This window comes from Streptomyces sp. NPDC048291 (genome assembly GCF_043201715.1).
Taxonomy (GTDB): domain Bacteria; phylum Actinomycetota; class Actinomycetes; order Streptomycetales; family Streptomycetaceae; genus Streptomyces.
Genome location: NZ_JBICZC010000008.1, coordinates 359,792 through 373,326, shown reverse-complemented (window position 1 = coordinate 373,326; position 13,535 = coordinate 359,792). Strand labels below are relative to the sequence as shown.

General features: G+C 74.2%; 11 protein-coding genes. 2 read left to right on the top strand and 9 right to left on the bottom strand.

What is annotated here, in order from left to right; translation table 11 throughout:
* Window positions 1-42: 42 nt before the first annotated feature.
* From ACGF5O_RS23570 to ACGF5O_RS23555, 4 genes are all read right to left on the bottom strand, one after another.
* A complete protein-coding gene (locus tag ACGF5O_RS23570) occupies window positions 43-1,839 on the bottom strand; it encodes a hypothetical protein (protein WP_393811834.1) in 1,797 nt (598 codons plus the stop codon).
* Window positions 1,836-2,897 carry an ATP-binding protein gene (locus ACGF5O_RS23565; RefSeq protein WP_393811833.1) on the bottom strand — a complete coding sequence of 354 codons (1,062 nt, stop codon included), beginning with the start codon at window positions 2,895-2,897 and terminating at the stop codon, window positions 1,836-1,838. Before ACGF5O_RS23565 ends, ACGF5O_RS23570 begins: the two co-directional genes overlap by 4 nt.
* Window positions 2,898-3,078: 181 nt before the next feature.
* Window positions 3,079-5,097, bottom strand: a complete 2,019-nt coding sequence (locus ACGF5O_RS23560; RefSeq protein WP_393811938.1) for an alkaline phosphatase family protein — start codon at window positions 5,095-5,097, stop codon at window positions 3,079-3,081.
* 228 nt (window positions 5,098-5,325) lie between these two features.
* Window positions 5,326-5,757, bottom strand: coding sequence for a hypothetical protein (locus ACGF5O_RS23555; RefSeq protein WP_393811832.1), 432 nt, complete (start codon window positions 5,755-5,757; stop codon window positions 5,326-5,328).
* 84 nt (window positions 5,758-5,841) lie between these two features.
* Here ACGF5O_RS23555 and ACGF5O_RS23550 point away from each other — a divergent pair, with 84 nt between their 5' ends.
* Window positions 5,842-6,615, top strand: coding sequence for an MBL fold metallo-hydrolase (locus tag ACGF5O_RS23550; RefSeq protein WP_393811831.1), 774 nt, complete (start codon window positions 5,842-5,844; stop codon window positions 6,613-6,615).
* 14 nt (window positions 6,616-6,629) lie between these two features.
* Window positions 6,630-7,256: a DedA family protein gene (locus ACGF5O_RS23545; protein WP_393811937.1), complete on the top strand. Its 627-nt coding sequence runs from the start codon at window positions 6,630-6,632 to the stop codon at window positions 7,254-7,256.
* Between the two features lie 82 nt (window positions 7,257-7,338).
* Here the strand turns inward: ACGF5O_RS23545 and ACGF5O_RS23540 are convergent, their stop codons facing one another.
* The 5 genes from ACGF5O_RS23540 to ACGF5O_RS23520 form a co-directional block, all read right to left on the bottom strand.
* Entirely contained in the window at window positions 7,339-8,439 is a 1,101-nt protein-coding gene (locus tag ACGF5O_RS23540; RefSeq protein ID WP_393811830.1) for an MBL fold metallo-hydrolase, read from the bottom strand.
* A 146-nt stretch (window positions 8,440-8,585) separates the two neighbouring features.
* Window positions 8,586-9,890 carry an aminotransferase class I/II-fold pyridoxal phosphate-dependent enzyme gene (locus ACGF5O_RS23535; protein WP_393811829.1) on the bottom strand — a complete coding sequence of 435 codons (1,305 nt, stop codon included), beginning with the start codon at window positions 9,888-9,890 and terminating at the stop codon, window positions 8,586-8,588.
* A 99-nt stretch (window positions 9,891-9,989) separates the two neighbouring features.
* Window positions 9,990-11,216: a hypothetical protein gene (locus tag ACGF5O_RS23530; protein ID WP_393811828.1), complete on the bottom strand. Its 1,227-nt coding sequence runs from the start codon at window positions 11,214-11,216 to the stop codon at window positions 9,990-9,992.
* 243 nt (window positions 11,217-11,459) lie between these two features.
* The gene (locus tag ACGF5O_RS23525) at window positions 11,460-11,717 is read right to left on the bottom strand and encodes a DUF6158 family protein (RefSeq protein WP_393811827.1); all 258 of its coding nucleotides are present in this window, start codon (window positions 11,715-11,717) and stop codon (window positions 11,460-11,462) included.
* 100 nt (window positions 11,718-11,817) lie between these two features.
* Window positions 11,818-13,437, bottom strand: a complete 1,620-nt coding sequence (locus tag ACGF5O_RS23520; protein ID WP_393811826.1) for an ABC-F family ATP-binding cassette domain-containing protein — start codon at window positions 13,435-13,437, stop codon at window positions 11,818-11,820.
* Between the last annotated feature and the right edge of the window lie 98 nt (window positions 13,438-13,535).

Below are 13,535 nucleotides of genomic sequence, written 5' to 3'. Positions count from 1 at the left end.
GAATGAACCGGTTCGCTCGCCCCCATCCGATCACATCGGGGCTCACCGCACCCGGAAGACCGGCCCACGGGGAGTGAACGGCAGGCGGCGTCCGTCCGGGATCAGGTACGCGTGCTCGCGGCGGACCCGCAGGACGTCGCACCAGCCGTCGGTGATCACCAGGACCGGCGCGGTGGGCGGGAAGTCGTCGGCACGCTGGAGCAGGTCGACGCCGGGCTGCAGGACCGTCCCGCCGCGGCCGTGCACCCGGACCCGGCCGGCGATCTCGGTGGTCGGGAGATAGCCGGCGTCGTGCGGGGCCGCGTCGCAGAAGACGACGCGTGCGGCCGGTACGTCACGGGCCTCGGCGTAGGAGGCGATGGCACCGAGGGCCTTGCCGAGCAGGGTGCGGTCCATGGAGCCGGAGGTGTCGAGGACCACCCCGAAGGTGCACCGGGCGACCTCCTCGGGCGGGAAGTACCGGCCGGCGCGCGGGATGTCCGGGGTGGACGACTGCCGGCGCGAGGGGCGGGCGTACGACCGTACGGCCTCCGGGCGCGGCACGAACTCGTCGAACCAGCGGGCGAGTCGGGCGTCCCAGGGCAGCGGCGGGTGGCTGAGCGCGCGGATCTCCTCGACCAGGCCGCCGGGCAGCAGGCCCCGGTCCTGCGTCTGGTGCAGGTCGAGTCCCTGGCACAGTCCGCGGCGGTAGAACTCGTCGAGGTCGACGTAGGCGCCGGGCGGTCCGAGCGGTGCGCCGAGCACGTCACCGCGCCCCTTGCCGCGCAGCGTCGCGAGCCGCCGCATCCTTCGCAGGTCGACGGCGATCCGGTCGTACACCTCCTCGGCCGACAGCCCCCTCAACCCGGCGTCGTACAGCAGTCCCTCGGGCATGGTGCCGACGCGCATCTCGACCAGCCAGCCGTTGATGACGTAGTCGCAGGCGATGTTGAAGAGGTAGTGGTCGCGGGCGCCGAGGCGGTCGCCGTGGCGGAGGGCCGCGTGCAGCATCTCGTGGGCGAGGACGAACCGCCACTCCTCTTCGTCCATGGTCCGCAGCGGGTTGACGTAGATCTCGCCTGCCTCGGGGTTCACCGCGGCGACGGCGATGTCGTGGGCGCGGGCCAGTTCGGCGTCGGCGACCAGTGTGATGCCGGCCGCGATGCCGCCGAGCAGCGGGTAGGAGGAGACGAACCAGCTCAGTGCCCGTTCCCAGGGGCGCCGCGGGGTCGGCGGCCCTGCCATGGAGGTGCGGCGGCCACCGGCCAGGTCCATCGCCCGGGACATGGTACGGGTCAGCGCGTGCGCGAACCCGACCTGCCAGTCGGGGACCTGGCCGGCCCACTTGCTCCAGGAGAGGAGGAGCTGGTCGGGCTCGCCGCCGTTCGTCCCGCCGTGCTCGTAGGCGGCCGGGATGCCGCCGGTCCGGCGCCAGCCGGCGGCGAGCCGCTCCTCGTCGCCCTCCGGGTAGGAGGCGGGCAGGTGGTCGGGGGCCTCGCCGATCGGGAAGGTCTCCAGGAAGCGGTTGACGACGGCGCAGCGGGCGGCGAGGTCGTAGCGGTCGGGCTGCTCGCGCGGCCCGGTGGCGGCCGGGAGGTGGCCGAAGCCGAGATGGATGGTGCAGTGCGCCAACGCCCAGGCCCACTCGGCGGGTTCGGCCCGCCGGGTGGCGTGCGCGTGCAGGACTCCGTCGGAGTCCGCGCGCACCAGCCCCTCCCGAGGGCCGAGTTCGCACTTCTCGTGCCGGCAGATCGTGAACTCCACCGCCCGCAGGGCGGGGTTGGCGCGGAGCAGCTCGACGCCGGCCGCGAAGTTCTCGGCGGCCGGGTCCTGCTTCTTGCGGGCGGCGGCCCGGCTCATCGCCGGGCCTCCACCAGCCGGGGCATGTCCCGGGCGGCCTCGATCAGGAACCAGGCGGGCAGCACCGGGTTGCCGTCGGCGTCGGAGGCGATGACGGTCTGGGCGACCTCGACGGAGATCTCGGCGAGCTGCACCAGCAGCGACTTGGCGCGGTACGCGGTCTGCCGGCCGTTCGCCGACATGTGCTCCTTGTCGACGGGCAGTTCCTTGACCAGCCGTCCCCGGAACGACTCGGCGAGGTAGTAGAGCAGGTCGCGGTCCTCGATCCGGGGCGGCCATCCCGCGTCTCCCTTGAGGATCGCCTCGATCCCGAACCGGCTGCGCACGATCTTGACGTACCCGCAGAAGGCGGTGGCGTGGGCGGGGGTCAGCGTGCCGTGCGCCAGCACCTTCAGCGTCTCCTCGTCCAGCTCCCGCCCGAAGGAGTGCAGGGCGTCGGAGAGCATGTGCCAGGAGCGCGGTGTGGAGAACGGCTCCTCGGTCTTCGGCGGCTTGGACCACAGGTGGTCGGGCCGGTCGGTGAGGTGGTCCAGGATCCACGGGTGGATGCCGTTGGCCCCGGCCCAGGCGAGCCAGTCGTGCGCGGAGGCCTCCAGGTGGACGTGGGCCAGCCGGTTGACGAGCGCGGAGGCGATGGGCCGGGCGAGGGCGTTGTCGGTGGCCCGGTTGCCGGCGCCGATGACGATCGAGCCCTTGGGCAGCTCGTAGTTGCCGATGCGCCGGTCGAGGATCAGCGAGTAGAACGCCTTCTGCACATCGGGGGTGGCCGCGTTCAGCTCGTCGAGGAAGAGGCAGTAGGGCTCGTCGCGAGCGATCGACTCGGGCGGGCAGAACACCGACCGCCCGTCCCTGATCTGCGGAACCCCGATCAGGTCCTCGGGCGCGAGCTGCGTACCCAGCAGGCTCACACACTCCAGTCCGAGCGAATCGGCGAACTCCCGCACCAGGGACGACTTCCCGATACCGGGGGCGCCCCAGATGAACACCGGCCGCACGGTGGCGAGGCCGAGGAGGAGTTCGGGGATACGGGAGGGCGTGACGGACACGGCTGCCTGCAAGAGGCTGCTCCTTGAGGGTGTTCGAGGACTACTGCGACTCGAACAGTGTGAGCCGGAGGCTTCACGAACGCAGCCGATTTTTCGCCGGTGGGGACGCGCCCCGTCAGGGGCGCGGGGCTGTGTCAATTTGCGGCTCCGCCGCGTGGGCGCGACAAGTCCCCACCGCCCCGCAGCGAACGAACTACGCGACGTTCTCCTGTCGGTCCTCCGCCAACGGCACCTGCGGGCCGTCCGCCTCCCGAAGCCACCGCCGCAACACCCCGTGCACCGCCTCGGCCCCCACCAGCTCCTCCCCCTCCCCCACCGGTTCGGACACACAGACCGGCGACAGCAGGAACGGCCGCCCCTGCGCACCCCCCAGCCCCCCGTGCGACCCGATCTGCTCCTCGAACGCCAGCACTTCCCCGCTCTCGGGGTCGTACCACGAGTTGACCATGATGTCGGCGGTGTGCGGGAAGGAGTGCGTGCGCCGCACGGCGTCGGCGGCGCCCGCCCCGAACACGGCCAGCGGCCCCGCGGGGCCGTCGAGCCGGTCGAGCGGGATCTCCGCGCCGTACGCGCCGAGCACCACGCCACCGTGCTCCGCGCTGCGCACCAGCAGGAACCCGACGCCGGGATGGTTGGCGAGCGTCGGCAGCAGCGCGGGGTGGCGTGCGTCGATCTCCTCCTTGGTCATCCGGTGCGGTACGTCGGGGAAGGAGACCAGGCCGAGGTTGCCGGAGGCGAGCACGATCGGTTCGGAGTGCCGGGTGGGCCGGTGTTTCTCGCCGCCCTCCTCGACCGGCCTGCGCAGCGCCGCGCGGACGGCGGCCCGCGCCTCCGTGCCGCTGTGGGTGCGCTCGGCCCTGCGCGGCACGTGCAGTCCGCAGCCGGCCCGGACCAGGTCGCCGAGGCCGAGGCCGTAGCGGGTGTGGAAGGTCTCGCCGGGGCTCTGGCCGTGGTCGGAGAGGACGACGATCCGGTACTGCCGCGGGGCGTGTTCGGCGGCCTTCTCGATCAGGGCGAGGGCGCGGTCCAGGCGTTGCAGCACCTTCTCGGCGTCCCGGCTGTGCGGGCCGGAGTGGTGGGCGACCTCGTCGTAGGCGACCAGGTCGGCGTAGACGGCGGTGCGGCCGACGAGCAGGTCGCCCATGACGGCGGCGACGACGACGTCCCGTTCGACGACGGTCGCGAAGGCGCGGACGAAGGGGTAGAGGCCGCCGCGGCCGACACGCGGGCGCTGCTTGCGGAGCCGGGCCGCGGTGGACTGGCCGATCTCGCGGGCGACCTCGGCGAAGAAGGAGAGCGCGGTGCGGACGGCGTTGGCCGGGTCGGCGAAGTAAGCGAAGTAACCGGCGCGGGAACGGTTCTCCCGGCCGCGGCGGCGGGTGGCTATGGACAGGACGAGGGCCTGTTCGTCGGCGCCGCCGCCGAACAGGTTGCCGCGGCTGGCACCGTCCAGGGTGAGCAGACCGCCGTCTGCGGTGCGCTCGATCGCCCGGCGCTGGAGTTCGGCGGCGCTGGTCGGCCGGTTGCAGACCATCACCTCGCGGCTGTCCTTCTCGTACCAGCGGAAGGCCGGGACGTCGAAGGTGGAGCCGTGCAGGATGCCGAGCTGGCTGGCGCCGGTCTGGCTGGACCAGTCGGTGCGCCAGGGGGTGAGGCGGTGGCTGGAGTGTCCTTCGCCCGCGCCCAGCCAGCCGGCCACCGTCGGCATCAGGCCCTTGGCGACCGCGGCGGTGAGCACGTCGTGGCCGACGCCGTCGAGCTGGAGGAAGACGGTGCCGGGGGTGGCCGGGCAGGGCGGATGGGATCTGCGACGGCGGATGGCGAGGCGGGAGAGCCGGCTGCGGTAGGCGTCGTCGTCGCGGACGGCGAGGGCACCGCCGGTGGCCGAGGCGACGGCGGACATCACCGCGGCCACGATCACGGCGGTCTCCGGCGCGGCCTCGCTCTGCCCGGAGGGGTTGATGCGCAGGGCGACGAGGAGGAGGGAGCCGTTGAGGAAGAAGACCAGCAGGCCGAGGACGAGGGCGGGCACGAGCAGCAGCAGCCGTACGAGGAGGGGCCAGACGACGGCCGAGAGCACACCGAAGGCGCCGGCGCCGAGAGCGGCGGTCACGGCGATGCGGGTGGTGCTGTCACCGTCGGGCGACTGGAGCTGGAAGTCGGGCAGGATGCCGGCGAGGACCAGCATGGTGACGGTGGACACCGCCCACACCGTGACGCTCCGCCCGACCTGACTGACGACCCGCCGCCACCGCACGCCCCACCGACCTCACCTCCGCGACCCCGCCGACTGCGGGTCCACCGCCGTCAACACTTTCACACGGACGAGCACGGGACGCGTGTGACGTCGATGGCGAACCGGAGGGAGGAACAGCGCGACCGGCCACGACGGCGGCGCGGAGGATCCGCGACGGGTCGCGCGGCCCTGCCCGCGGAGCGCCTAGCGTCCGTCGTAGCCCGCCGTCGGCATCGACAGCCTGCGGTGGACCCGGGCCTTCATCTGCGCGTCGTAGCACGGCTCGGCGCGGCCCACCGTCTCCACCCGGACCCCGCGTCTCGCGCACTCCGCCATGAAGTCCTCGACCGACGACAGCGCGCTCTCCAGGACCCGTCGGCTCGGGGCGACGAAGACGTCGAGGCCGGGCCGGACGCCGCTCCACAGGGCGCTGTGGTCGGGGCGCAGGCCGCGGACCAGGAGTTCGCGGGCGATGACGTAGCCGTGTTCCACGGCCCAGCGCGCGCACATCGCGTGCTGGCTGCGGGAATCGACCAGGAAGGGGTCGATCTCCAGTTCCTCCAGCGGCGTCAGACTCGCGATCGCGGTCACCCGCACCGGCGCGAGCCCGCCGGAGGCACCCCGCACCTGTCCCATGGCGTCCCCCCTCACCTCCGGGTTTCGCCGCCGACCCTACTCCTGCACGTAGGCTTCGGGGAGTCGCGCGAAGGAGGCAAAGAGGTGCCGGTGGAGATCACCTGGTGGGGTCACGCCACCTGCACGATCGAGGATTCGGGCATGCGCCTGCTCACCGATCCTCTGTTCGCGCGCCGGCTCGCCCACCTGCGCCGTCGCCGGGGCGCCCCGCCGCCGCCCGAGGCCCGCCGCGCGGACCTCGTGCTCGTCTCGCATCTGCACGCGGACCATCTGCACGTCCCCTCGCTCGCCGGCCTCGCCCCGGGCACGCGCCTGCTCGTGCCCCGGGGCGCACCACGGGCGGTGCCCGCGCTCCGCCGCCTCGGCCGGCTGCGGATCACCGAGGTGGACGTCGGGGACGAGACAGCCGTCGGCCCCCTCGTCGTACGGGCGGTGCCCGCGCGGCACGACGGCCGCCGGCTGCCGGTCGGACCGCACCGCTCGCCCGCTCTCGGGTACGTCGTCGAGGGCGCGGCGCGGACGTACTTCGCCGGGGACACCGGGCTGTTCGACGAGATGGCCGAGGCGGTGGGGCCGGTGGACGTGGCCCTGCTGCCGGTCGGCGGGTGGGGGCCGCACCTCGGCGAGGGGCATCTGGACGCGGGCCGGGCGGCGCGGGCGCTGGCGCTGCTGGGGCCGCGCAGCGCGGTGCCGGTGCACTACGGGACGTACTGGCCGATCGGCATGGACGGGGTACGCCCGCACGAGTTCCACGCGCCCGGCGACGAGTTCGTGCGCCTTGCGGCGGAGTACGCGCCGCAGGTGGCGGTGCACAGGCTCGGCCACGGGGAGAGCGTGCGGCTGGAGGTCGCGCGGTGAGACTGCTGGTGGTCATGGTGGCCGCCGCCGGCTCCACGGCGGCGACCTCCACCTCGACCGAGTCCGCGCAGCAGGCGATCGGGTATCCGACGCTGTTCCTGCTGGTGCTGATCGGGGCGTTGGTGCCGGTGGTGCCGACGGGGGCGCTGGTGAGTTCGGCCGCGGTGGTGGCGTTCCACCAGACGGCACCGTTCGCGTTGGCGCTGGTCTTCGTGACGGCTTCGCTGGCGGCCTTCCTGGGGGACGCGGCGCTGTACTGGCTGGGGCGGCGGGGGCTGCGGTCGAGGAACGGGTCGCGGTGGCTGGAGGCGATACGGGCGCGGGCGCCGGAGGAGCGGCTGGAGCAGGCGCAGGGGAAGTTGGCCGAGCACGGGGTGGCCGTGCTGGTGCTGTCCCGGCTGGTGCCGGCCGGACGGATACCGGTGATGCTGGCGTGTCTGCTGGCTCAGTGGCCGTTGCGGCGGTTCGCGCGGGGGAACGTGGCGGCGTGCCTGGCGTGGGCGGCGGCGTATCAGGTGATCGGGATTCTGGGCGGGTCGTTGTTTCCGGAGCCGTGGGAGGGGGTTGTGGTGGCGGTCGCGCTGACGGTGGCGATCAGTGTGGCGCCGAGTGTGTGGCGACGGGTTCGGTCCGCCGCGTGAAGGTGCGTTGCGGAGTGCCGGTGCTTCGTGGCTGATCGCGCCCACGCGGCGACAGCCGCATACAGATACAGCCCCGCGTCCCTTACGGGGCGCTCCACTCCAGCATCTTTGAAGCTCCCACCGGCAGATCCCAGAGGTCTTCCCGGGCCAACCCCGCCCGCTCCCAAGCCGCCCGTACCCGCGTCAAGGGCTCCAGGACCGGCTCTGCGGAGAGGATGAAGGTGCCCCAGTGCATGGGGGCCATGCGCCGCGCCGCCAGGTCCTGCGTCGCCCGTACCGCCTCCTCCGGGTCCAGGTGGACGTCGCTGAGCCACCAGCGGGGGTCGTAGGCGCCGATGGGCATCAGGGCGAGGTCGATGCCGGGGTAGCGGCGGCCGATGCGGGAGAACCAGTGGCCGTAGCCCGTGTCCCCGGCGAAGTAGACGCGGGCGCCGTCGGGGGCGGTGAGCACCCAGCCGCCCCAGAGGCTGTGGCAGGTGTCGGTGAGGGTGCGCTTGGACCAGTGGTGGGCGGGGACGAAGTCGAAGCGGACCCCGGACAGTTCGGCCGCCTCCCACCAGTCCAGCTCGGTGACGGTGGTGAACCGGCGGCGCCGGAACCAGCGGCCCAGCCCGGCCGGCACGAACACCGGGGTGTCGCGCGGGAGGCGGCGCAGGGTGGGGGCGTCCAGGTGGTCGTAGTGGTTGTGGCTGAGGACGACCGCGTCGACGCGCGGCAGGGTCTCCCAGGGGACACCGACCGGGGTGACGCGGGCGGGGGTGCCGAGGATGCGGCGGGACCAGACCGGGTCGGTGAGGACGGTAAGACCGCCGATCCGGACGACCCAACTGGCGTGTCCCGCCCAGGTGACGGCGACGGTGTCGGGGTCCGCGCGGGGCAGCGGGCCGGGTTCGTAGGGCAGCCGGCGGACGTCGGCGAGACCCTCGCGACCGGGGCGGACGGAGCCCTCGCGGGCGAACCGGGCCATGGCCTTGAGGCCGGGCAGCGGTGCGGTCAGGCGGTCGTGGAAGGTCCGCGGCCAGACCCGGAGTTCACCCAGCGGGCGGGGTTCGGCCAGCGGCGGGAACGGCGGCGCGTACGGGGTCGGAGTCGGGGACAGGGCCGTGCCGGGACCGGCTTCTCCGGTCGCCGTGGCCGCTATGGCGCTAGCGGCGGTCGCGACCGTCGTGGTGAGGGCAGGCATGGCGAGGGCAGGCGTGGCGAGGGCAGGGGTGGTGAGGGCAGGGGTGGTGAGGGCTTGCGTCGTCGGAGCAGTCGTCGTGGTCGAAGTCGTCGTGGCAGTCGTCGTGGTGGCAGTCGTCGCGGACCCTGACTCATGCGTCTGCTGCGTCATCGAGGAGGCTCCCATCGCTGAGCGTCGTCGCGGAGATCGTCGAGTACCGACCCCAAGGACATCAACGCGCGTTGCACGTGTGGCAGTTCCAACGGCGTGGGTGACGTGAGGCATTCCAGGCGCTCCGTTTCGGTGCCGCCCAGCAGCGGCCCGGTGGCGAGCCGGACGCGCAGTGCGCCCAGGTCGTCGCCGAACCGGTGGCCGCCGGGCGCCGGCATGCCGAGCCGGGCGGTGAGGAAGTCCTCCAACTCCTGTGCGTCGCCGACCCCGTGGCCGGTGAGCGCGGCGCGCAGCGGCTCCAGGTCGGCGTACAGGTGACGGCCCGCCTGCGGGGGCCGGGCCAGGGCCCCGCAGGCGACGACCGCGGCGTGCGCGGCGGCGGCCACGCGCGCGTGCAGCCGTACGACGGCCTCCCGGCGCGCGGTGACGGGCTCGGGCTCGTCGAGCGCGTACCCCGCGGCGACCGCGACCGGTCCGGCGAGGCGGGCGCCCACCGCCGTGAGGATGTCGAGCACGCGCGCCTGCAGGGCCCCGCCGGTGGCGCCGGCCGGAAACCGGGCGACCGCGGCGGGCCAGCCGGCCGGCAGCAGGGCACCGGCCAGGTCGGTGACGACGGTGACCCGGTCGGGGAGCATCTCGGCGGGGCTGAGCAGCACGGTGGCGTCCGGGGCATGCAGGGTGTCGCGCCAGGTCTCGTCGCTGACCAGGTGCAGTCCCGCGCCGGCCGCGGCCTCCACGGTCTCGTGCAGCAGTTCGGGCGGGGCGACGGTGGCGGTGGGGTCGTCGGCCACGGAGAGCACCAGCAGCCGGGGGTCGCCGCCCTCGTCCCGGACCCGGCGCACGGTCTCCAGCAGCGCGTACGGGTCGGGGGCGCCGCCGGACTCGGCCGGGGTGGCCACGTGGAAGACGGGCCGGCCGAGAAGCCGGGCGTACGGCGCCCACCAGGCGGCGCAGGGGCGCGGCACCAGCACGTCGCCGCCGAGCGCGGCGGTGAGCGCAAGCAGCAGGGCGGGGGCGCCGGGACCCGCCGTCAGCCGGTCGGTCGGAGCGGGCAGCCCACGGCGCGCCCAGTAGCCGCGGGCCGCCTCCAGCAGCGCCGGTCCGCCGCCGACGGGCTCCTCCGCGCCCCGGTCCGCGGCGGCGGCCAGTACGGCGGCGAGCTCGGGCAGGACGGGCAGCCCGTCGTCGGGCAGGGGCGGCCCGTAGCGGACGGGCCCGTGGCCTTCCGGTACGGCGGGAGCGGTCTCCTCCGCGGATGTGCCGGCCGCCGGTCCGTGGCTCTCGGGATCCGTCCGCCGCATGTCCGCCTCCGCGCAGTCCGTGGTGCCGTGTGCTGGTCCGGTCCGTGTCGTGCGTACGGTGCCGGAGTGGGCGCTCCGGGGTACCCGGCGACCGCCCGGTCACCCGTCCGCGCCGGACCTCCCGACCCACAGCCGGTACGCCCGCCCGCCCCACAGCCGGTACGCGGCGCCGCAGCAGGCCGCCGCGATCAGCATGGCGCCCGCGACCAGCGCCGGTACGGAGGTGTTGTAGGCGCCGCCGTCCCCGGCCGCCACCCCGTGCTGCACGCCCGACGCGGCGCAGGAGCCGTCGTCGCCGCACTCCTGCGCGCCACCGCACGACTGCTGTCCTCCGGAGCAGGGCCGCTCGCCCTCCGCGTGAGACCCGTGGGAGACGTCACCGTCCTCTCCCCGAGGGACCGAGGCACCGACGTCGCCCCGCGACGCCGCGTCACCGTCACCGCGATCACCGCGGACGGCCGTGCCGTCATCACCCCGGGAGGCCGTGCCGTCGTCCGCACGACCGGTGCTGCCGTCGTCCGCACGACCGGTGCTGCCGTCGTCCGCACGACCGGTGCTGCCGTCGTCCGCACGACCGGTGCTGCCGTCGTCCGCACGGCCGGTGACGCCCTCGTCCCCGCGCACGCCGGTGCCCGCGTCCTCTCGGGGAGCCGTGCCCGCGTCGCCACGGGCGGACGTGCCGTCATACATGCCGTCGTCCGCGCCGGTGACGGTTCCGTCGTCCCCGCCGGTGACCGTCCCGCCGGAGCCGCCGGTGACCGTCCCGCCGCCCACCTGGGGCGGGGGCACCACGCCGCTGCCGACGGGCGGCACGGCCCCACCGCCGACCTGCGGCATCGCCCCGCCGTCGCCCTGGGGGAACGTGCCGCCGTCCCCCACGGAGGGCGTACCGGCGTCGTCCCGCGCGACGGCCAGGTGCGCGCTCCAGGGCCGTCCCTGCTGACCGCTCGCCGCCGCCGGGCAGGTCCCGTCGACGGTCCGGGTACCGTCCTGCCCGGCGCCCGCCGCGTCCCCCTCCGCATAAGTCACCGGCCGGTCGTCGGAGACGACCCGTGCGGTCCCCCGGTAGACGAGGCCGCTCTCCTGCTCGGCCCTGGCCAGCCGCACGGTGCGCCCGGCGAACGCCGACGAGGTGGCGTCGATGGCCGCGGGCGCTTGCCCCCCGGCGGCCGCGCAGGTCACCGAGACGGTGACGACGGCGCCCGGCCGGGCGTCGGCGGGGCTGATCCCGGCGGCGGGGTCGACGGCCACGGCGGCCGCGCCGGTGGCGCCGAACGCGGCACCCGCCAGGACGGCGACGGACAGGGTGCGAACGGTGCGGCGCATGGGAGGAACTCCTTGCACGGACGACTCGGAGGCACGGGGCCCGTACCCCCGCAGCCATCACAGCCCGGCCCACGCCCCGCCGCGCGCGGCAGGACCCATTCGCGGGACACGCCCGCACTTTCGGGTGACGTCACAGCCCGGATCCGGCGCGGGAACGCTCCCGCGTGGGAGGGCGCGCCGGAGGGCGTGTCGAGCAGGTGGAGCCGACCGTGCCGTGGCCGGACGTTCCGCGGCCGGACGGCCTCAGCCCGCGGTGGCGCCCGGCGTCGCCGTCTCGGCGCAGTTCCGCTCCCGGGCGCCCTCGCGGGTACGGCCGGCGGCGACGAGACGCCGGGGGTGGCGCCGCAGGTACTCGCCCTCCAGCTGGGCCATGCGCTCGTTGTGGGCCCGCAGCGCGTCGTTCGAGCCGTACAGCAGGGTGTCGTGGCGCGTCCGGTGGATGGTCTCCAGCTCCTTCATGAGCTGCTGCTCGTCCAGCCGGCTGGGGTCGACTCCGGTCATGGTGGTACCCCGCTCGTGGTGTGGGTCCCGGCGGTCCGGATTCCTGCCTCCACTGTACGAACATCCGGGCGCGCGGGCCTCCCTACGGCACCGCCCCGCCCTACCGCACCCGCTCCACACGGCGCTCGTCCCACACCGGCTCCGCGGTCTCGCGGACCCGGCCGTCGCTGCCGAAGACCAGGTAGCGGTCGAAGGAGCGGGCGAACCAACGGTCGTGGGTGACGGCGAGCACCGTGCCGTCGAACGCCTCAAGGCCCTCCTGGAGGGCCTCGGCGGACTCCAGGTCGAGGTTGTCGGTCGGCTCGTCCAGGAGCAGTGCCGTCACACCCTGCAGCTCCAGCAACAGGATCTGGAACCGGGCCTGCTGGCCGCCCGACAACCGGTCGAAGTTCTGTTCGGACTGCTGGGTGAGTTCGTAGCGGCGCAGCCGGGACATCGCCGCGCCGCGGTCCTGGGAGTGTTCCGTCCACAGGATGTCCAGGAGGGTGCGGCCCTCCAGCTCGGGGTGGGCGTGGGTCTGCGCGAAGTGCCCGGGGACCACCCGTGCGCCCAGCTTCCACTCCCCCGAGTGCGCGACGTCCTCGCCGGCCAGCAGCCGCAGGAAGTGCGACTTGCCGGAGCCGTTGGAGCCGAGGACGGCGACCCGTTCGCCGTAGAAGACCTCCAGGTCGAACGGTTTCATCAGGCCGGTGAGTTCGAGCTGCGCGCAGGTCACGGCCCGTACGCCGGTACGGCCGCCCTTGATCCGCATCCTGATGTCCTGCTCGCGCGGCGGCTCGGGCGGCGGGCCGGCCTCCTCGAACTTGCGCAGCCGGGTCTGGGCGGCCGCGTACCGGGACGCCAACTCGTGCGAGATGGAGGCGGCCTGACGGAGACTCAGCACCAGCTTCTTCAGCTGGGCGTGCTTCTCGTCCCAGCGGCGGCGCAACTCCTCGAAGCGGGCGAAGCGTTCGCGCCGGGCCTCGTGGTAGGTGGCGAAGCCGCCGCCGTGCACCCAGGCGTCGGCGCCGGTCGGCGAGGGCTCCACGGAGACGATCTTCTCGGCGGAGCGGGAGAGGAGTTCGCGGTCGTGGGAGACGAACAGGACCGTCTTGCGGGTCTCCTTGAGCTGCTGTTCCAGCCAGCGCTTGCCGGGCACGTCGAGGTAGTTGTCCGGCTCGTCGAGCAGCAGCACCTCGTCGGTGCCCCGGAACAGGGCCTCCAGCACCAGCCGCTTCTGCTCTCCGCCGGAGAGGGTACGCACCTGGCGCCACTGGGCCTTCTCGTACGGCACCCCGAGGGCGGCCGTGGTGCACATGTCCCAGAGGGTCTCGTGCTCGTAGCCGCGCACCTCGGCCCAGTCGGCGAGGGCCTGCGCGTACTTCAGCTGGGCCGCCTCGTCGTCGACGGTCATGAGGGCGTGCTCGGCCTTGTCTACGGCCTGCGCGGCCGTGCGGATGCCGGGCGGGGCGACGGAGACGAGGAGGTCCCGTACGGTCGTCTCGTCCCGTACGGAGCCCACGAACTGGCGCATCACGCCGAGGCCGCCGCTCACGGCCACGGTGCCGCCGTGCGGTTTCAGCTCGCCGGAGATCAGCCGCAGCAGGGTGGTCTTACCGGCGCCGTTGGGTCCGACGAGGGCGACGGCGGCGCCCTCGCCGACCCGGAAGGAGACATCGCCGAGCAGGGCCCTCCCGTCGGGGAGGTAGTACTCCAGGTGCGCGGCTTCCAGATGTCCCATGGTCAGGGATTCTGCGGGGCGGGGCCGGGATGGGGCAAACCGTTATCGGGCCGTCGCCTTCGGGTGCGGGTGCGTCGTGGTTGCTCGCGCAGTTCCCC